This window comes from Microbacterium sp. MYb64, from assembly GCF_002979495.1.
Taxonomy (GTDB): domain Bacteria; phylum Actinomycetota; class Actinomycetes; order Actinomycetales; family Microbacteriaceae; genus Microbacterium; species Microbacterium azadirachtae_A.
Window position 1 is genome coordinate 244,936 of sequence record NZ_PCOW01000004.1, and the last position, 18,815, is coordinate 263,750.

Consider the following 18,815-nt stretch of genomic DNA (forward strand, 5'->3'; position numbering starts at 1 on the left):
CGCGCGGCCATAGGCTGGACGGGACGCGGACGAGACGAGGGAGGGCGGCGCGATGAGAGCCGAGTGGGACCGACTGATCCGGCGTCTGCGGGATGCGCGCGCCTCGGCGACGCGGCAGCAGATGCGCGAGACCGACGCGCTGCTCGCCGGGGCCGTGGCGTTCGTGCTGGGCTTCCTCGTCTCGCTCCTGATCTTCTGGCATCGCACCCCGTCGATCACCGGGGCGTGGTCGGTCGGCGCGGTCGCCGCGATCGGCGGCGCCGCCGTCGCCGTGCTGAGCTTCACGGCGGGCCGCATCGGTCTGCGCGCCGAGGCGGCCGAGGCGCCGGAGAAGCAGGATCCGAACATCGCGAACGATGGCTTCGCGATCCCTGGTCAGCGCCTGCGCTGGTACGAGCTGACCGCGATCGCCCTCGCCCACGGCGCCGTCGCGCTGCTCGCCCTGTCCGGGCTCGGCGCGCTGCTCGAGGCGGGCTTCCGTGACGCCCCTGTCTTCGCCTTCCCCGGCGCGGTGCTCGTCGGCGTCGCGCTCGCCCTCACCGGGTACGTCTGCTACCTGAGCGCGATCGCGCTGAGCCCCACCTCGATCTCGCTGATCCTGTCGATCTTCCTCGTGATCGGGGCGCTCACGGCGATGCTCGAGGCGAGCGATCCGCACTGGTGGCGCGACAACCTCTCGGCGCTCGGCATGTCGAGCAACGCCTCGTCGCCCGCGTTCAACGGCACCCTCATCGTCGCGGGCGTGATGGTCACCACGATCGCCCGGTACGCGACCGCGGCGCTGCCCGTGCCGGAGCCGCGGGACGAGCGCGGGCGGACGATCGTGCGCGTCGCGCTCATCCTGATCGGGCTGCTCCTGGCGTGCGTCGGGGTCTTCCCGGTGGATCGCTTCTTCCTGCTGCACAACACGGTCGCGACGGGCATGGCCGTGTGCTTCGCCGCGGTGGTGATCGGACTGCCCTGGTTCCTGCGCCGGATCTCGCGCGTGTTCGTGGTGCTGGGCTGGGTCTACGTGCTCGTGATCGCGCTGCTCGGCGTGTTCTTCGCGACCGGCTACTACAACCTCACCGCGGTCGAGCTCATCGCCGCCGTGCTGATCTTCAGCTGGATCATCGTGTTCCTGCGCACCGCAGGCGCCGACCACGGGCCGTGGGACGCCGAGCGGCCCGAGCGCACGGAGGCTGTCGCAGGGCGCTGAGCCGACGCGCCGGACGGGCGGGCAGGATCCCTTCGCGGAACGACATGTCCGGCGCACTCGGCGACAACCGGCGGTCTTCGCGCCGGACGACAATGGGGAGCATCGACCGTCGTCCGCACACTCGAAGGAGAGACCGATGACCGACACGTCCGCCGCGTCCGCGCTGCTCGACCGCATCCAGGCGCCCGAGGGCTCCGGCCGCGACATCCCCGATGCCGCCACGCGCGAGATCATCGGCCGCGCTCCGGTGCAGACCGTCTCCGACCTGGACGAGGCGATCGCCCGCGCCAAGGCCGCGCAGCCCGCCTGGGAGGCGCTCGGTCACGCGAAGCGGAGCGAGCTGCTGCTCGCGGCGGCCGACGCCCTCGACGCGAATGCGGAGGCGCTCGCGCTGCTGCTCTCCCGGGAGCAGGGCAAGCCGCTGAACGGCCCGAACGCCCGGTTCGAGCTGGGGGCGTGCTCGGCCTGGCTGCGCACGAACGCGACCACGGTGCTGGAGCCCGAGGTGCTCGTCGACGACGAGAACCTGCACGCCGAGCTCGTCTACAAGCCCGCCGGCGTCGTCGGCGCGATCGGCCCGTGGAACTGGCCGCTCATGATCACCATCTGGCAGATCGGGCCGTCGCTGCGGATGGGGAACACCGTGGTCGCCAAGCCCAGCGAGTACACGCCGCTGAGCGTGCTCGCGATGCTGTCGGTCATGAACGAGGTGCTGCCGGCCGATGTGCTGATCGGGATCTCCGGCGACCGCGAGGTCGGCGCGCGGATCGCGTCGCACCCCGACGTCGACAAGATCATGTTCACCGGATCCACGGCCACCGGCCGCAAGATCATCGAGAGCTCGGCCGGCAACCTCGCGCGGCTCACGCTCGAGCTCGGCGGCAACGACGCCGGGATCGTGCTGCCGGGCACGGATCCTGCCGCGATCGCCGAGGACCTGTTCTGGGGCGCGTTCATCAACACCGGCCAGACCTGTGCGGCGATGAAGCGCCTCTACGTGCACGACTCGCTCTACGACCAGGTCGTCGACGCGCTCGCCGGCATCGCCGCGAACGTGCCGATCGGCAACGGCCTGGACGAGAACAACGTGCTGGGCCCGCTGCAGAACAAGCAGCAGTTCGACATCGTCTCGCGTCTGGTCGAGGACGCCAGGGCGCGCGGCGCCCGCATCATGACGGGCGGCGAGGCGGCCCCCGAGCTCGGCGAGCTGTTCTACCGGCCGACGATCGTGGCCGACATCGACAACGACGCCGCGCTCGTGCAGGAGGAGCAGTTCGGGCCGGCGCTGCCGATCATCCGCTACTCCGACGTGGACGAGGCGTTCGCCCTCGCCAACGCGGTCGACGTGGGCCTCGGCGCCTCGGTGTGGTCGAGCGACCCCGAGGCGGCGCGCGAGGCCGCGTCCCGCATGCAGTCCGGCACGGTGTGGATCAACTCGCACGGCGGGCTGCACCCGATGGTGCCTTTCGGCGGCGTGAAGAGCTCCGGCTACGGCCTCGAGTTCGGCGTCGCGGGCCTCAAGTCCGTCGCCGTGCCGCAGGTCGTCTCCGGCCCCGGTCGGAAGGCCTGAGCCATGGCCCGCTCCGCGATCGTCGTCGGAGCCGGCACCTCGGGGAGCATCGTCACCCGGCGTCTCGTGGACGCCGGGTACGACGTGACGCTCATCGAGGCCGGCGGATACGACACCAACCCCGCGATCCACGAACCCTCCCGCGCCGGCGAGCTCTGGCACGCCGCCGAGGACTGGGACTACTACACGGTGCCGCAGGAGCATGCGGCCGGCCGCCGGCTGCACCTGCCGCGCGGCAAGGTGACCGGCGGATCCCACGCCCTGAACGCGATGATCTGGGTGCGCTGCGCGGCGGCCGACTTCGACGGCTGGGAAAGCGCGGGCGCGACCGGCTGGGGCTGGTCCGAGGTGCTGCCCGTCTACGAGGCGATCGAGAACGATCTGCTCCCCGTGACCGACGACTACCCGCTCGTGCCGATCCAGCAGTCGATCATCGACGCCGCAGTCCAGGAGGGGCTGGCGCACAACCCCGACTACAACGGCGGCACCCTCGACGGCGTCTCGCAGGAGCAGGTCACGATGCGGGATGCCCGGCGCGTCAACACCTGGATGGCGTATGTGCGCCCGGTCGAGGACGCCGCCAATCTGCGGATCGTCACGGACGCCGAGGTGCACTCGGTGATCGTCGAGGACGGCGTGGCCGTGGGCGTGCGCCTGACCTCGGTCGCTGAGCCCGTCGAAGCGTCCGAGCTCCGTGCCGACGAGGTGATCCTCGCCGCCGGCGCCCTGGGCAGCCCCGCGATCCTGCTGCGCAGCGGCATCGGCCCGCGCGAGGATCTCGAAGCCCTCGGGATCGACGTGGTCCGCGATGCCCCTGCGGTCGGCGCGAACCTGCACGACCACCTGCTGTCCCCGGTGATCTTCACGACGGCGCGACCGGTCGGCGCCCCGGAACCCGGCGTCTCCGTCACGCAGACGCACCTGTTCTGGCGCTCGCGCGACGACCTCGCTGAGCCCGACACCCAGCCCATCCACTTCTCCGTGCCGATGTGGGGCGAGCTCGAGGCTCGTCCCGGCGTGCACGGGCCCGGCGACGGCTTCTCGCTCATGGCGGGGCTCGTCACGCCGCACAGCCGTGGTGCGCTGCGCCTGTCCGGGCCCGCGGTCGAGGATCCGCTCCTCATCGATCTCGCCGCGCTCGAGGACGACCGCGACGTCGCCGCGCTCGCGGCATCCGTGCGCCAGGCGCGCCGGATCGGCGCGAGGCCGGCGCTCGCCGGGGAGTGGGGCGCGACAGAGGCCTACCCCGGCCCCGACGTGCCGGACGCCGATGTCGAGGACTGGGTGCGCCGCACCGCGATCACCTACCACCACCAGGTCGGCACCTGCCGGATGGGATCGGATCCGGACGCCGTCGTGGATCCGCGTCTGCGCGTGAACGGCATCGCAGGACTCAGGGTGATCGACGCCTCGGTCATGCCGACGATCACCACCGGCAACACGAACGCCCCCGCCGCCGTGATCGGCGAGCGCGGTGCGCTGTTCGTGATCGAGGACGCGGGCTAGGAGGCCGCGCGGGCCGGCCCGTCGGCGGGCCGGCCGCGCAGCTCTCCGAGCAGGGCCTGCAGCCCCGCCTCGATGCGCTCGTCTCCGGCGACCTCCGGCAGCAGCACCGAGACCATCTGCCATCCGGCGTTGCGCGAGGCGACCTCGCCGACCGCCGTGTCGATGTCGACGTGATCGGCGAGCTCGCCGTCCTCCCGTGCCTCGACGAGGAAGCGGCGGAACTGGTCCCGCCAGCGCTGGTTGTTCTCGCGGTGGATCTGGGTGACCCTGGTGTCCTGCGAGGCGTGATCCCAGAAGGCGATCACGACACGCGCGTACTTGGGGCCGAGATCTCCGAAGGGGAGGATCTCGCGGCACATCTGCTCCAGGGCGTCGAGGCCGCGCTTGCCCGCGACCTCGGTGAGGATCCGCCCGTTGGCCTGCACATGGAGCCGGACGAAGGACGCCGTGAGCAGGCTCTCCTTGGTGGGGAAGTAGCGGGCGATCGCGCCGTGGGTGTAGCCGGCCTCGGCCGCGATCTGGCGCATCGTGAGGCGCTCGAAACCCTCCCTGGCGATCACCTTGGTGGCCGCATCCGCGATGTGGTCCCGCCGTTCGTCGTGGTCAACGATCTTGGGCACGTCAGTCCTCCTCCGATGCTGATGATCCTAGAGGCGGGCGAGCCGCGCCCCGTCTCATCTTTCGTGGCCAGTTGGACACGTAAGAATCCGAAACATCTTGACAACACTATCTCCTTGTTGGATATTTAAGTGACCAAGTGGTGATTAAAGACGATGAAGTCGCACCGCAGCGACGCCTCCGCTCCGAGATCCCATCCCTCGCTCTGACAGGAAGCACACATGCACATCACGCGCGCACTCCGTGTCGCCGCCGCGGTCGTCGCCGTCGGCGCGGCCGCCGCCCTCGCCGGCTGCTCGTCCTCGTCCGGCGGCGCCGAACCGGGCAAGAAGGGCGACCTGACCACGGTCAAGGTCGCCACGATCGGGCTCACCTCCGACGGGAGCCTGCTGACCGGGATGGCGAAGGGGTTCTTCGCCGATGAAGGACTCAGCATCGAGACCTCGATCGTCGCGAACCCGCCCGCCGGTCTCGCCGCCGCGCAGAGCGGCCAGGTCGACATCGCCTACTCGCCCAGCATCCCGCTGCTGAACGCGCTCAGCCAGGGCGTGAAGATGAAGGTCGTCGCTCCCGCCGACGGCTACCCGGACGCCGCGACCAGCGCCTCCGACCCCGCGTCCTTCGACGACACCGGTCTGTTCGCGAGCGCATCCAGCGGCATCACGTCCGTGAAGGAGCTGGCCGGCAAGACGATCGCGGTCCCCGCGCGCAAGGCCCAGCTCGAGGTCGTCATCGCCGATCAGCTCAAGAAGAACGGCATCGACCCCGCGACCGGCGTGAAGTGGGTCGTGCTCGACTTCACCTCGGCCGTCGCCGCCCTGAAGAGCGGCAACGTCGACGCGGCAGGGCTGGTGAGCCCCTTCACCGCGCAGGCGCTCTCCGCGGGCAACCCCCAGCTCGCCGCGCCGTCGATCGGCTTCTTCGAGACCGGTGCGACGGGCCTCTGGACGACGGGGGACGCGACTGCGACCTCGAAGAAGGACGTGGTCAGCGCGTTCCAGCGCGCGATCGCGAAGTCCAACGAGTACGCCACCGCGCACCCCGAGGAGGCCATCAAGGCCGGTCTCGCCTACACGACGTCGACGCTCGCGGTCGATCAGGTCAAGGTGCCGGTGTGGCCGGCGACCGTCACGGACCAGGACCTGCAGCGTCCCGACGACAAGATGGTGGATCTCGGGTTCCTGAAGAAGCCGGTCGACCTCTCGGGCGTCATCCTCACGAAGTGACGGCCATGACCCGCTCCCGCATCCTCCCCGCGCTGCTCGGCGCCGCCGGTGCGCTGACCGCTCTCGTGGTGTGGCAGCTCGCGGCGACGGTCGGCCCGCTCGCCGGTGCGCCGCTGCCCTCCGCCCTCGAGGCGCTGGGCGCGGCGGGCCGGCTGCTGGGCACGCCGCAGCTCTGGCAGGCGATGGCGGCCACCCTGGTCATGGCGCTCACCGGCCTCATCGTCGCCGCGCTCGTCGGCGTGCTGCTGGGCATCGCGATCGGATCCTCTCCGCTCGCGATGCACGCGACCAGGGTGCCGCTGGAGTTCCTCAAGCCGATCCCGCCCATCGTGATCCTCCCGGTCGTGGTGCTCGTGCTCGGCCCCACCTCGGGGATGGGGACCTTCCTGGTCTTCTTCGGCTCGTTCATCGCGATCGCGGTGCAGTCCTCCGCGGGCGTGTTCGACACCGATCCCGTGGCCCGCGCGACGGGCGCCTCCTACGGGATGAGCCGCGCGGAGATCCTCACCCGGATCGTGATCCCGAGCGCGCTGCCCTACATCGGCACCGCGCTGCGCGTCGCGGCCCCCACCTCGCTCGTCATCGCCGTCGTCGCGGGCCTCCTCGGAGGAGGGCCGGGGCTGGGCCAGAGCCTGCTCATGTCGCAGATCTCCGGCAACCAGCCCGAGCTGTTCGGCTACGTGCTGATCCTCGGGGTGCTCGGCCTGCTCATCCAGGGGCTCAGCCAGTGGGGCGAGCGGCGGCTGCTGCACTGGCACCCGCAGTATCGGAAGGCGGAACACGCATGACCCTCACCACGTCCGTGCAGACGAGCGCCCGGCTGCGGCGCGGTCGCCGCGTGAGCACGTCCCCGCGCTGGCTGCTGATCCTCGTCGAGGTCGCGGTCCCCGTCGTCCTCGTCGCGCTGTGGTGGATCGTCTCGGCCGGATCCACCAACACGTTCTTCCCGCCGCTGTCCGCGATCCTCGCGCGTCTCGCCGAGCTGATCGGCACGCCCGCGTTCCTCGGCGACATCGGCATCTCGGTGCTGAACCTCGTCGTGTCCTTCCTCATCGCGACGGTCGCCGGCGTGCTGCTCGGCTGCGCGCTCGGTCTGATCGCGCCGCTCAGCTGGTTCGTCGAGCCGACGATCCACTTCTTCCGGGCGATCCCGCCGGTCGCGCTCGTGCCGATCTTCGTGTCGCTCATCGGCTTCGGCAACGGCACCCGCATCCTCTCGATCTCCCTCGCCGCGCTCTTCCCGATCCTCATCTCGACGATCGACGGCGTGCGCGCGGGCGAGCCGACGCTGCAGATGGTGGGGCGGGTCTACCGGCTCACCCGCTCGGAGCGCCTGTTCCAGGTGACGCTGCCCGCCGCGAGCCCGCGGATCCTCTCCGGCATGCAGGTGAGCCTCATCACGGCGTTCGTGGTGATGATCGCGAGCGAGATGCTCGGATCCTCCTCGGGCCTGGGAGCGGCGACGCTCCTCGCGCAGCAGTCCTTCGCGATCGCCGACATGTGGGCGGGCATCATCGTGCTCGGCGTGCTCGGCTACCTGTCCACCGCCCTGTTCGTCCTGTTCCGCCGCGCCGTCCTGCGCTGGTACATCGCCTCACAACAACTGGAGAAGAGCGAATGAGCATCACCACCAGCCCCCGGCTCAGCGTCCAGGGCCTCGCCAAGACCTATCGCACCAAGAGCGGCGATGTGCCGGTCATCGCCGACCTCACCTTCGACGTGCAGGCCGGCGAGGTGGCCTGCATCGTCGGGCCGTCCGGCATCGGCAAGACCACGCTGCTGAAGTGCCTCACCGGGCTGCAGCCGATCACCTCGGGATCCGCGCGCATCGACGGCGTCGAGATCGACGGCCCACCAGAGGAGATGGCCCTCGTCTTCCAGGAGTACACGCGCTCGCTCATGCCCTGGCTCACGGTCGCGAAGAACGTCCGGCTGCCGCTCCGGCACCTGCGACTGAGCGCCGCGGAGCGGGAGGAGCGCATCACGTCGGCGCTCGCCGCGGTGGGTCTCGCCGGCGCGGAGGCGAAGTACCCGTGGCAGCTCTCCGGCGGCATGCAGCAGCGCGTCGCGATCGCCCGGGCGATCGCCTATCGGCCGGAGGTGCTGGTGATGGATGAGCCGTTCGCCTCGGTCGACGCGCAGACCCGGTTCGAGCTCGAGGACCTGTGCCTGCGGATCCGCGAGCAGTTCGGCATGACGATCCTGCTCGTGACGCACGACATCGACGAGGCCGTGTACCTGTCCGATCGCGTCATCGTGCTCGGAGAGCGTCCCGCCCGCGTGACGGAGATCATCGAGATCGACTTCGGCGGCCCTCGCGATCAGCTGGAGACCCGTGCCACCGCGGCGTTCGCCGAGCTCCGCACCCGCATCTTCGGGCTCATCCGGAAGGCGGGCTGAATGCACAGCGCCGCACGCGGCTACGAGGGCTTCGCCGGACGCATCGGCGAGTTCGCCTCCGAGTCGGATCCCGCCTGGCGCCCTCGGCCGACCGCTAGGGAGGGAGCGCCCAACATCGTCGTCATGCTCGTCGACGATCTCGGCTTCAGCGACCTCGGACCGTTCGGCAGCGAGATCAGGACGCCGTTCATCGACGGACTCGCGGCCGACGGCTGGCTGTTCACGAACTACCGCACGGCGCCCATGTGCTCCCCGTCCCGTGCCGCGCTGCTCACGGGGCTCAACCCGCACAGGGCGGGATTCGGCTTCGTCGCGCACATCGATCCGGGCTATCCGGGCTACGCCTGCGAGCTGCCGGCGGCCGCGCCCACGCTCGCGGAGTCGCTGCGGGCGGGGGGCTACGCGACCTTCATGGTCGGCAAGTGGCACCTGACGCTCGAGTCGCGGCTGCACGACGGCGCCGACCGGTCGTCGTGGCCGCTGCAGCGCGGGTTCGACCGCTACTTCGGCTCGATGGACGGCTTCACCTCGCTGCATCACCCGCACCGCCTCGTCCAGGACAACTCCGTGCTCGACGTCGCCGAGTTCCCCGACGGGTTCTTCCTGACGGATGAGCTGACGGATCGCGCGATCGGGATGATCGACGAGCTCCGCGTGAACGAGCGGCGCAAGCCCTTCTTCCTCTACTACGCGCACACCTCGGTGCACGGCCCGATCCAGGCCAAGGAGGAGGACATCGAGCGCTATCGGGGCCACTACGAGCGCGGCTGGAACGCACTGCGCGAGGACCGCTTCGCCCGTCAGCGCGCCCGCGGCATCGTCCCCGCGCACGCGGAGCTTCCGGTCGACGCCCTCGCGGACGGCGACCGGATCCCGCACTGGGACGACCTCGGCGCCGACGAGAGGGCGCTCTTCGCCCGCCACATGGAGGTCTACGCCGCCGCGGTCGACGAGATCGATCAGAGCGTGGGGCGGCTGCTCGACCGACTCGACGAACTCGGCGAGCGGGAGAACACGATCATCGTGATCGCGAGCGACAACGGCGGCACGGCCGAAGGGGGACCGACGGGCACGCGCAGCTACTTCTCGCAGTTCGGGCTGCACGGCGCCGTCCCGGACGGATGGGTCGGCGATGTGCCTCGCGAGCTGTCCGAGATCGGCGGGCCGCGGCTGTACGGGCAGTACCCGACGGGTTGGGCGCGGGTGTCGAACACGCCGTTCCGGTCGTTCAAGTCGAGCACCTACGAGGGCGGGGTGCACGCGCCGCTCGTGATCTCCTGGCCCGCCGGGGCGGCGTCGCCGGGGCTCAGGGACCAGTTCGTCTTCGTGTCGGATCTCGCCCCGACGCTCCTCGAGCTCGCCGGCGTCGTCCGCCCGGAGCAGTGGAACGGGGTGGCCGTGCCAGAGGTCGACGGCGACAGCATCGTCGGGATCCTCGCGGATCCGGGGGCGCCGGGGCGGGAGCAGCAGTACTTCGAGTGCGTCGGCCGGCGCGCGTTCGTCGAAGGGGAGTGGAAGGCGGTCTCGCCGATCCCGCCGACGCGAGCGCAGGGTGCCGCCGGCGGCACGTGGGAGCTCTACCACCTGCCGAGCGACCCGACCGAGACGCGCGATCGCGCGGGGCACGAGCCCGAGCGGGTGCAGGCCCTCGCCGAACGGTGGCGCGAGGAGGCGTGGCGCAACACCGTGTTCCCGCTCGACGACGACGGCACGCTGCACTCGGTGCGGCCGGACACCGAGGCGCCGCTGTCGGAGCCGGTGGACCTCGTCCCGTTCCGGCCGCCGCTGGAGCGCTTCCGGTCCGCGCGGCTCACCGTGCTGCGCTCCTTCGAGGTGCACGCCGAGCTGGATCTCGAGGTCGGCGCAGAGGGCGTGGTCCTCGCGCACGGCGACCAGGGCGGGGGATACCTGCTCGCCCTGGACGGGGATCGGCTACTGCTCTCGTACAACGCGTACGGGGCGATGCGCCGGGTGCGCGCGAGCGCGCCGGGGCCGGGGCGTCATCGTGTCGCCCTCCGGGTGCGGGCCGATCTCGGGCTGCGCTGGAGTCTCGCGGTCGACGTGGACGGTGTGGAGCAGCTCCGCCTGGACGATGTGCCCATGCTCGTCGGCATGGCACCGTTCACCGGGATCAGCGTGGGCTACGACTACGGCGGCCCGGTGGACCGGGAGATCTACGAGCGGCACCGCTCCTACCGCTTCCGCGGCGGCCGGATCCTCTCCCTGCGCTACGCGCCGGGGGAGCGGTCGCCCGAGGACGCGACCGTGCTCCGCGCGATCGAGCAGGAGATGCGCGACCTCGTGGACTGAGGGGTGCGGGCGTGATTCGTCGACGCCCCCTCTGAGCATCCGCGCCCCCTCGCAGTGACGCACCTGCGAGGGGGCCCGGGTGCTGCGAGGGGGCGTCGACGGAGGTGGGCGGGCTCGGGTCAGTCGTCCAGCAGCGCGGCGGCGAACATCGGGCGGGCGGCGTCGGCGCTCGGCGGGTGGAACAGGCCGGCGGTCGCGTCGCGGTACAGCCGGCTCAGCTCGTGGCCGTTGTCGAAGCCGCCTCCGCTCGTGCACATGAGAGCGGCCTCCGCGGCACGGCGCGCGGCGGTCGAGGCGTTCAGGCGCGCGCTCACGAGCAGCAGCGGCCAGCGCGCACCGTGGTCGAGCAGCTCGTCGAAGTCGCGACAGTACGCCTCGAGCTGCGCGGGCACCGCCAGGAAGTCGAGATGCGCGTCGGCGAGCCTGGTACGCGACTCCGGCACCTCGGCGTAGGTCGCTCCGGCCTTGGCGGAGCGGCGCTTCTTGAGCCCGGCGGCACCCAGATCGAGGGCGCGGCGGGCGACGCCGGCGTAGACGGATCCGATCAGCAGCTGGAAGTTGCTCGTGATCGCGAAGGTGAGCAGATCCGGAACCCGGCCCACGGCGATGCGGCGGTTCACCCGCTCCGGCGCCATGCGCACATCCTTCAGGATCGTGGCACGGCTCTGCGACGCCCGCATGCCCATCACATTCCACTGGTCCGACACGGTGATGCCCTCCGCGCCGCGCTCGAGGAAGCCGTAGACGAGCATCGGGGCGTCCGGATCCGTGTCGTCCCGGCCGTGCGTGATGAGACGGGTCCAGACGGGGGAGAGCGACGTGAAGATCTTGACCCCGTTGAGGAGGTAGCCGCCGTCGGCCTGCGGCACGGCGGCCGTCTTCGAGTCCTGCATGACCCAGTCGTTGGACGGCTCGCTGATCCCGAACGCGAAGATCTCGCCGGCCAGGGCCTCGGTGAAGACCTCGTCGAGGGAGTGGTCGCCGCGGTCGGCGAGGGCCTTCGCGACGCCCGTGCACATGAGGTGCATATTGACCGCGAGGGCCGTCGCAGGAGCCGCGGTCGCGAGCCGCTGCTGCAGGTGCGAGACCTCGTCGAGGCTCAGCCCCGGCCCGCCGTGCGCCTCCGGGATGAACAGCAGCAGGTATCCGCGCTCGGTGAGCTCGGCGAGATCCTCGTCGAAAAACCGGTTCTCCCGGTCGTACACGGCCGCGCGCTCGCGGAACCGTGCGAGCAGCTCATCCGGCAGATAGCGCTCGGCGAGCTCGGCGTGGCGGGTGAGACGGTCGGTCATCGTGCCTCCTGGGGCGAGAGTGCGGATCCTGGCCCGGATCCGGGTCGTTTCGGGGCGTCATCATGCGTTTTGGGGCGCGTGACACCGGGTCGGGACGGCGTACGGCGCCCCAAACGGTGATGGTGCGCCCCAAAACCGGCAACACGGCCGAGAGCGGGGCGGCCGGCAGGGCCGAGAACAGGGCCGAGGCGCGCCATCACGGCCGCTCCAGCACGAGGGCGCCGTTGTGGCCGCCGAAGCCGAACGACGGGGAGAGCACACGGCGGATCCGCCCGGCGTCGCGCGCGGTGCCGTGGACGATGTCCCAGTCCGCGAACTCCGGATCGTCGAGGTTGACGGTCGGCGGGATCAGGCCCGTCTGCAAGGTGCGGATCGCGATGATCGCCTCGACCGCCCCCGAGGCGCCGAGGAGGTGGCCCGTGCTTGACTTCGTCGCCGTGACCGGGATCGTCCTGGCGTGATCGCCGAACACGGCGTCGAGGGCCGCGAGCTCGGCCGCGTCCCCGGCCGGCGTGCCGGTGCCGTGCGCGTTGACGTGGTCTATGCCGTCTGCGGCATACGGATCGAGTCCCGCGTCGGCCAGCGCTGCGGCGACGGCCTGGGCGGCGCCGCGGCCCTGCGGATGCGGAGCCGTGGGGTGGTGCGCGTCGCTCGACTCGCCGAATCCGGCGAGCACGGCGAGCGGCTCCGCGCCGCGATCACGCGCGACGTCCTCCGCCTCGAGCAGCAGGGCGGCCGCGCCCTGGGACATCACGAACCCGCGGCGTCCGCGGTCGAACGGCCGGCTGGCGGCCGTCGGATCCGCCTCGTATCCGCTCGCGAGCGCCCGCAGGTTCGCATTCGCGGCGAGGTTCACCGCGTTGAGGCAGTCCTCCATGCCGACCACGAGCACCGCGTCCGCGTAGCCGTGCCGGATGCGGCGCAGCCCCTCGCCGAGCCCGATCGCGCTCGATGCGCACGTCGCGGTCACGCCGTGCGCGGTGCCGCGGGCGCCGAACCGCTCGCTGAGCAGCGCCGCCGCCGCATCAGGGGCCCCGTGCACGACGACGCTCAGCGGCACGCCGCGCGGACCTCGGGCGTCGAGGGCGCGGGTGGCCGCCTGCATCGCGTCGACCGGGCCGGATCCGGTGGCGGCGAGGATGGCCGTGCGCGTCGGATCCCAGGGGAGCTCGCCTCCCGCGCTCAGTGCAGCGGGATCGATGCCGGCGCCCGCGAGGGCCTGGTCCGCGGCGGCGATCGCCCAGAGCAGCAGAGGGCTGAGGCGACGGCTCAGCGGCGGATCCACGACCCCGGTCGCGTCGAATCCGCGGACCCTGCCGCCGATCCGCACGGCGAGGCCCCGGAACTCCGGCTCATCGAGGGCCGTGATCGCGCTGCGGCCGGAGACGACCGCGTCCCACAGCGAGGGGACATCGAGGCCACTCGGCGTGATCGCGCCGAGGCCGGTGACGACGACGCGCCGATCCGCGCGGGTCACAGCCGCACCGCCTCGCCGGACTCGACCAGCGCGGCCGTGGCGGGGCGGCGGATCTTCCCGCCCGCCGTGCGCGGCAGCCGCGGCACGCGGTACCACCGCCGCGGCACGAACTGCGGCGCGAGCCGCTCGCGCGCCCACGCCTGCAGGTCGGCCTTGGGGGCCGGTGCGTCGGGGCCGTCCTCGACCACGAGCGCGACCACGGCGCCGAGCCGCGCATCGGGCAGGGCCACCGCGCAGACCGCGCCGAGTCCGGGCATCGCGGTGAAGGCGCGGTCCACCTCGGGCAGAGAGACCTTGTGCCCGCCGGTCGCGACGATGTCGCCGGCGCGCCCCGCCAGTTGCAGCCGCCCGCCCGCCAGGCGGCCCATGTCGTGCACGGTGGCCCAGCCGTCGGGCCCCCGCAGCACGGCGTCGGTCGTCGCGGCGAGGTATCCGTCCGAGCAGGCCGCGGCGCGGATCCACAGCGTGCCGAGCTCGCCCTCGGGGACGGCGTCACCGTCGTCGTCGCGGATCTCGGCCGCCAACTCGTCGTACACGTCGAGCAGCGTGCCGTCGCCGCTGCGGCTGTCGCCGATGAAGCCGATCTCGGCGGCGCCGTAGTAGCTGATCAGTCGCACGTGCGGCAGCGCCGCGGCGAGCCCCTCGCGCAGGATGGAGGGCAGGTTCGCGCCGCCGGTGATGACGAGCTCGAGCCCGGCGAATGCGGACGGATCCCGGCGGGCGGCGTCGACCAGCACTTGCACCACGGCCGGGACCGCGACGATGCGGGTGATCCGCTCTGCGGCCACGCGGCGGGCGAGATGTGCGGCGTCGAACGCGTCCGCGAGATGCGCCCCGCCGCCGGTCGCGAGGCACTCGATGAGCGCGTACAGCGTGAGGCTGTACGACAGCGGTCCGGGGGCCAGGGTCTCGACGCCGGGCAGCGGCTCGAGGTGCGCGCGGGAGACCGCGACGTTCTCGCGGTACTGCCGCCGGGTCTTCAGGAACGCCTTCGGATCGCTCGTGGTGCCGGAGGAGAAGAGCAGCAGGAAGGCCTCGTCGCCGTCGCGCACGGTCGGCGGATCCGCCGGGATCGACGCCCGCTCGCGATCCCGGAATTCGGCGAGCGTGAGGACGGATCCGGTCCATCCGGCGTCGCCGAGGGCCGTGGCGAGCCGGGCGTCGTCGCTGATCACGAGGCCGATACCGGCGGCGGTGATGACGTGCACTCGGTGCGGGAGGGGCCAGTGCGGGTCGATCGTGGCGGACACAGCCCGGTATCCGGCGAGGCCCGCGACGATCCGCGCGGCGTGGAACGCGCTCGCGACGCTGACCGCGGTGATCGGGATCCCGCCGGTCTCAGGGGCGGGAGACGGGGGAGCGAGCTGCGCGCGGTGCGCCGCGTCCACCACCGCGAAGGCGCGGCGCGAATCCGCGACGAGGCCGGCATAGTCGAGCGCGCCGTCGGGGCTGACGATCGCCTGCTGCGCGGGGTGCTCGGCGGCGGCGGAGAGCACGGTCCTGGTGATCGGCATTCCCCGCCCTTCCCGTGACGCGTGCGCGCCGGGCGCGGCCGGCTTCGCCGATCCAGTCTATGACCGGGCCACGGTCACAGGACCGGGCCTCGGGCAGCGGTCCGCGGTCGGCCGGGCCGCCGGTGTCCCGTCCTTGACCTCTCTTGCCGTGCAAGCTAGCTTGTGAGGCATGACACCGGACGTCGGCGCGCAGATGCGCAAGGGCGTGGTCGAGTACTGCGTGCTGGGCCTGCTCGCACGCGGCCCGATGTACGGCTGGGAGCTGTCCGAACGGCTGATCGCGGAGGGCCTCATCGCCAGCATCGGCACGCTCTATCCGCTGCTGTCGCGGCTGCGGCAGAGCGGCTGGGTGCGGACGTTCGAGCGCCCTTCGGCGTCGGGGCCGGTGCGCCGCTACTACGAGCTCACGGATCGCGGCGTGCAGCAGCTCGCGCAGTTCCGGGCATCCTGGACGCCGTTCGCACGCAGTGTGGCGGAACTGATCGCCCACGTCCCGCCGATGGCGCGGACGATCGCAGAGGGGGAAGCATGACCGAGACCGAGGCGCAGAACCTGCGCGACGACTACCTGAACCGGCTCGACGCGGCCATCGCGGAGCTGCCCTGGCGCGTCGCGAACGAGCTGCGCAGCGGCATCGCCGAAGAGCTCGACGGCCTCGACGCCACGGCGGTGCGGGAGCGGATCGCGCAGCTCGGGGATCCGGTGCGGATCGCGGAGGCCGCCGGGGACGAGGCCGCATCAGCGCCGCCCGCCCCCATCATCGTCGTGGCGCCCGCGTCGCTGCCGGCGTTCGGGGCCAAGCCGGCGATGGTCGACACGAAGTGGTTCGCGATCGTCGGTGCGCTCGCGCTCGGCTTCGGCGGGTTCCTGTTCCCCATCGGCGGGTGGGTCATCGGCGCGGCGCTGGTCACGTCGAGCCGGTTCTGGCGGCGCTGGGAGAAGGCGGTGGCGGTCCTGCTGCCGTTCGTCGCGTGGGCGCTGATGTTCCTCCTCAGCGGGCTGCTCCGCGCGCTCTCGGTCTGGTCGACCTCCGATTCCCGGAATCCGCTGCTCCCCACCGCCTATGACCTGGCGAACGTGGCCTTCGTCTTGATGATCCTCATCCCGGCCGGCACGTTGTGGCTGCTCTGGCGCCTGCGCGGCAGGGACGCGCCACTGCGCTGAGTCGAGCCCCGCGGCGCCCGGGCTCAGCCCGCTGCGTACACCTCGCGCCCCGCGAACCAGGTCGACAGCACGCGCGCGTCGATGATGGCGTCGGCGGGGCCGCCGATCGCGTCACGGTCCAGCACCACGAAGTCGGCCGATTTGCCGATCTCCAGGGATCCGGTCTCGGCCGCGAGGCCCATCGCGACCGCGGCGTTGCGGGTGAACACCTGCAGCGCCTCCTCGGCCGTGATCGCCTGCTCCGGCCAGAGCGTCCCCGGCGCGCGGCGCAGCGGATCCGCACGGGTCACGAGACCCTGGATGCCCTCGAGCGGGTTCGGGGACTCGCTCACCGGCCAGTCGGATCCGCCGGCGACGAGCGCCCCGGCGTCGAGGAGGGCGCGGTTCGGCTGGGAGTGCTCGGCCCGCTCGCCGAGGACCTCGGCGAGCATCTGCGGGATGACTCCGGGGAACCAGATGAACGGGGAGATGTCGGCGACGACATCGAGCGCGGCGAGGCGGGGGATGTCGTCCTCGGCGAGGAACTGCCCGTGCGCGATCTGGATCGGCGTCGTGAAGCCCTCGGTGCGCAGCCGCTCCGCGACGTCGAGCACGAGGCGGGCCGATCCGTCGCCGGTGCAGTGCACCTTGGCGCCGAGGCCGCGCTCGGCGACCTGCCGCAGCCAGCCGTACAGCTCGTCGAAGGTCATGATGGTCTCGCCGTGGAAGTGCGCGCCGTGCGCGGCGTCGGCGACGTACGGCTCCAGGAACGAGGCGGTGCGTGCGGGCGGCACCCCGTCGAGGAAGATCTTCACGAAATCGGGGCGGTGGTGCGCGGTGCGGAACTCCTCGCCGCGCGCGATGAGCGGGGATCCGATGGGGTCGAATCCGAAGATCTCGTCGTTGATGAGGAGCGATGACACGACCCAGGCGTCGAGCTCGCCGTCGGTGTCGAGCTCCCGGAGGGCGCCGAGGATGTCGGTGGAGACGCCGGCGTCCTGGAAGGCCGTGATCCCGTAGCTGTTCGCGAGCCGCACGCCGTGCGCCGACGCCGCCCTGTGCTGCGCGGAGGTCAGTCCGCCCGAGCGGTCGTAGGCCTCCTGCACGGGGATCCCGGCGGCTTCGAGCAGGACGCCGGTGGGGGTGCCGTCCTCGTCGTCCAGGATCGTGACACCGCCCTCGGGAATCGAGTCCGGCCTGATGCCGGCGAGTTCGAGGGCGCGTGAGTTCACCCAGCGGTTGTGCCGGGAGTCCTCCACGAGCATCACAGGACGTCCGCCGCCGGCCTCGTCCAGCAGGCGACGGGAGGCCGTGTTCGCGAGCGTCGGCAGCAACGTGCTCGCGACGGGTCCGCCGATGATCCACGCGTCCTCCGGCAGCGTCGCCGCCTTCTCCCGCACGCGGCCGAGGATCTCGTCCAGGGTGAGCGAGGACGGCAGGGCCAGCTCGAACAGATCCGTGCGTCCTGCCATCGCGTGATGGTTGTGCACGTCTGCGAAGCCGGGGTAGACCGCGGCCCCGCCGAGCTCGAGGATCCGCGTGCCGGGTCCGCGCAGCGCCTCGACCTCGGCGCGCGGGCCGATCGCGGCGATGCGGCCGTCCCGGATGGCGAACGCCTCGGCGGCGGGCCGCGCGGGATCCACGGTGCGGATGACGTCGGCGACGACGATGAGCTCGGCGGGGGCGGTCGTCATGTCAGGCTCCGGTTCCGAAGTACGCGGGCTCGAGCTCCGGCGCGTGCTGCGTCACGGAGATGAGGCGGCCCCAGGCGCCGAACGTGAAGTGCGTGGGCACCTCGCCCGATTCGTCCAACCCGAACAGCACGCCGTGCGAGCGGATCTTGGTGACGTCGCGGTGGTCGGCGATCGTGACCGACGCGCAGGGGATGACCTTCTCCCGCCAGGCGAACACGTAGATGCCGGGGCGGACCTCCCACACGCTGTTCTCGTCGGTGTCGGCGAGCCCGCGCTCGGGACCGGCCAGGCACTGCCAGCTGTACCAGCGCTCGGACAGGTACACGTGCTCGTACGCGTGCTCCGTGCTGTACACCCACTCCACGCGACGGCCGATCAGCGCGGTCGTCGGGTGCGGCTCGTCGCCGGAGGGCGCAGTGCCGTCGATGGTCGCGGTGCCGAAGTGGTGCTGCACGCGGGTGCGGCCCTTCTCGTCGGCGGGGAGGATCTCGCTGAGGATCGACAGCACGCGCCCCGCGCGCAGGTCGACCACGAGGGACACGGCCTCGTTCGGCAGGTAGTCGTGGTGGAACTGCACGAAGAAGAGATCCTCGTCGACCTCGAACGCCTCGTAGGCGTCGGTGTCGCTGGCCGGCGCGGTGGGGTCGCCCTCACCGGGGGAGTAGGTCCAGGTGACCTCCTCGTCGGCGAAGCGGTGCGCGATGCGGGTGCCGTTGGGTGCGGTGAGGTTGATCTCGCGGCCGGACAGGGCGGTGGTGTGCGGCGCCTTGTTCGCGTCGAAGCCGGGGGCGAGGCCGTCCAGCGGAAGCCAGGTGGACGTGTCGGCGGGGTTCATGGTGCTCATGATGCTCCTTGGTGGGTGGTTCG

At 71.9% G+C, this 18,815-nt stretch carries 16 protein-coding genes; 10 read left to right on the forward strand and 6 right to left on the reverse strand.

Going from position 1 to position 18,815, the window contains the following annotated elements:
- The first annotated feature begins 52 nt into the window (after nt 1-52).
- The 3 genes from CQ044_RS06270 (at nt 53) to CQ044_RS06280 (ending at nt 4,274) form a co-directional block, all read left to right on the forward strand.
- Complete coding sequence (locus tag CQ044_RS06270) at nt 53-1,198, forward strand: DUF998 domain-containing protein (RefSeq protein ID WP_105687670.1); 1,146 nt, start codon at nt 53-55, stop codon at nt 1,196-1,198.
- Nucleotides 1,199-1,334: 136 nt separating this feature from the next.
- On the forward strand, nt 1,335-2,768 hold the full coding sequence (locus tag CQ044_RS06275) for an aldehyde dehydrogenase family protein (protein WP_105687671.1): 1,434 nt from the start codon (nt 1,335-1,337) through the stop codon (nt 2,766-2,768).
- Between the two features lie 3 nt (nt 2,769-2,771).
- Nucleotides 2,772-4,274 carry a GMC family oxidoreductase gene (locus CQ044_RS06280; RefSeq protein WP_105687672.1) on the forward strand — a complete coding sequence of 501 codons (1,503 nt, stop codon included), beginning with the start codon at nt 2,772-2,774 and terminating at the stop codon, nt 4,272-4,274.
- Here the strand turns inward: CQ044_RS06280 and CQ044_RS06285 are convergent.
- Nucleotides 4,271-4,894 (reverse strand): TetR/AcrR family transcriptional regulator, encoded by a 624-nt coding sequence (locus tag CQ044_RS06285; protein ID WP_105687673.1) that lies wholly within the window; start codon nt 4,892-4,894, stop codon nt 4,271-4,273. The two genes, CQ044_RS06280 and CQ044_RS06285, sit on opposite strands and share 4 nt — an antisense overlap.
- Nucleotides 4,895-5,113: 219 nt before the next feature.
- On the opposite strand from CQ044_RS06285, the gene CQ044_RS06290 reads away from it, so the two are divergent.
- Genes CQ044_RS06290 through CQ044_RS06310 form a run of 5 tightly spaced genes read left to right on the forward strand, consistent with a single transcriptional unit; the run spans nt 5,114 to nt 10,828 of the window.
- Complete coding sequence (locus CQ044_RS06290) at nt 5,114-6,118, forward strand: ABC transporter substrate-binding protein (protein ID WP_258133173.1); 1,005 nt, start codon at nt 5,114-5,116, stop codon at nt 6,116-6,118.
- 5 nt (nt 6,119-6,123) lie between these two features.
- Nucleotides 6,124-6,906 (forward strand): ABC transporter permease, encoded by a 783-nt coding sequence (locus CQ044_RS06295; RefSeq protein WP_105687674.1) that lies wholly within the window; start codon nt 6,124-6,126, stop codon nt 6,904-6,906.
- Nucleotides 6,903-7,739: an ABC transporter permease gene (locus CQ044_RS06300; RefSeq protein ID WP_105687675.1), complete on the forward strand. Its 837-nt coding sequence runs from the start codon at nt 6,903-6,905 to the stop codon at nt 7,737-7,739. Before CQ044_RS06295 ends, CQ044_RS06300 begins: the two co-directional genes overlap by 4 nt.
- Complete coding sequence (locus CQ044_RS06305) at nt 7,736-8,518, forward strand: ABC transporter ATP-binding protein (RefSeq protein ID WP_105687676.1); 783 nt, start codon at nt 7,736-7,738, stop codon at nt 8,516-8,518. Before CQ044_RS06300 ends, CQ044_RS06305 begins: the two co-directional genes overlap by 4 nt.
- On the forward strand, nt 8,519-10,828 hold the full coding sequence (locus CQ044_RS06310; RefSeq protein ID WP_105687677.1) for an arylsulfatase: 2,310 nt from the start codon (nt 8,519-8,521) through the stop codon (nt 10,826-10,828).
- Nucleotides 10,829-10,947: 119 nt separating this feature from the next.
- Here CQ044_RS06310 and CQ044_RS06315 read toward each other — a convergent pair whose 3' ends face one another.
- The 3 genes from CQ044_RS06315 to CQ044_RS06325 form a co-directional block, all read right to left on the reverse strand.
- Nucleotides 10,948-12,120, reverse strand: coding sequence for an acyl-CoA dehydrogenase family protein (locus CQ044_RS06315; RefSeq protein ID WP_105687678.1), 1,173 nt, complete (start codon nt 12,118-12,120; stop codon nt 10,948-10,950).
- A 196-nt stretch (nt 12,121-12,316) separates the two neighbouring features.
- Nucleotides 12,317-13,597, reverse strand: a complete 1,281-nt coding sequence (locus CQ044_RS06320) for a beta-ketoacyl synthase (RefSeq protein ID WP_105687679.1) — start codon at nt 13,595-13,597, stop codon at nt 12,317-12,319.
- Entirely contained in the window at nt 13,594-15,111 is a 1,518-nt protein-coding gene (locus tag CQ044_RS06325) for a class I adenylate-forming enzyme family protein (RefSeq protein ID WP_105687680.1), read from the reverse strand. The genes CQ044_RS06320 and CQ044_RS06325 overlap by 4 nt, the downstream gene beginning before the upstream one ends.
- Nucleotides 15,112-15,280: 169 nt before the next feature.
- On the opposite strand from CQ044_RS06325, the gene CQ044_RS06330 reads away from it, so the two are divergent.
- The gene (locus tag CQ044_RS06330) at nt 15,281-15,643 is read left to right on the forward strand and encodes a PadR family transcriptional regulator (protein WP_105687681.1); all 363 of its coding nucleotides are present in this window, start codon (nt 15,281-15,283) and stop codon (nt 15,641-15,643) included.
- Nucleotides 15,640-16,275, forward strand: coding sequence for a hypothetical protein (locus tag CQ044_RS06335; RefSeq protein ID WP_105687682.1), 636 nt, complete (start codon nt 15,640-15,642; stop codon nt 16,273-16,275). The genes CQ044_RS06330 and CQ044_RS06335 overlap by 4 nt, the downstream gene beginning before the upstream one ends.
- 23 nt (nt 16,276-16,298) lie before the next feature.
- Here CQ044_RS06335 and CQ044_RS06340 read toward each other — a convergent pair whose 3' ends face one another.
- Nucleotides 16,299-17,948: an amidohydrolase gene (locus CQ044_RS06340; RefSeq protein WP_105687683.1), complete on the reverse strand. Its 1,650-nt coding sequence runs from the start codon at nt 17,946-17,948 to the stop codon at nt 16,299-16,301.
- Nucleotide 17,949: 1 nt separating this feature from the next.
- Nucleotides 17,950-18,815 (reverse strand): MoaF C-terminal domain-containing protein (locus tag CQ044_RS06345; RefSeq protein ID WP_308736921.1); only part of this gene is annotated, 866 nt, incomplete at its 5' end.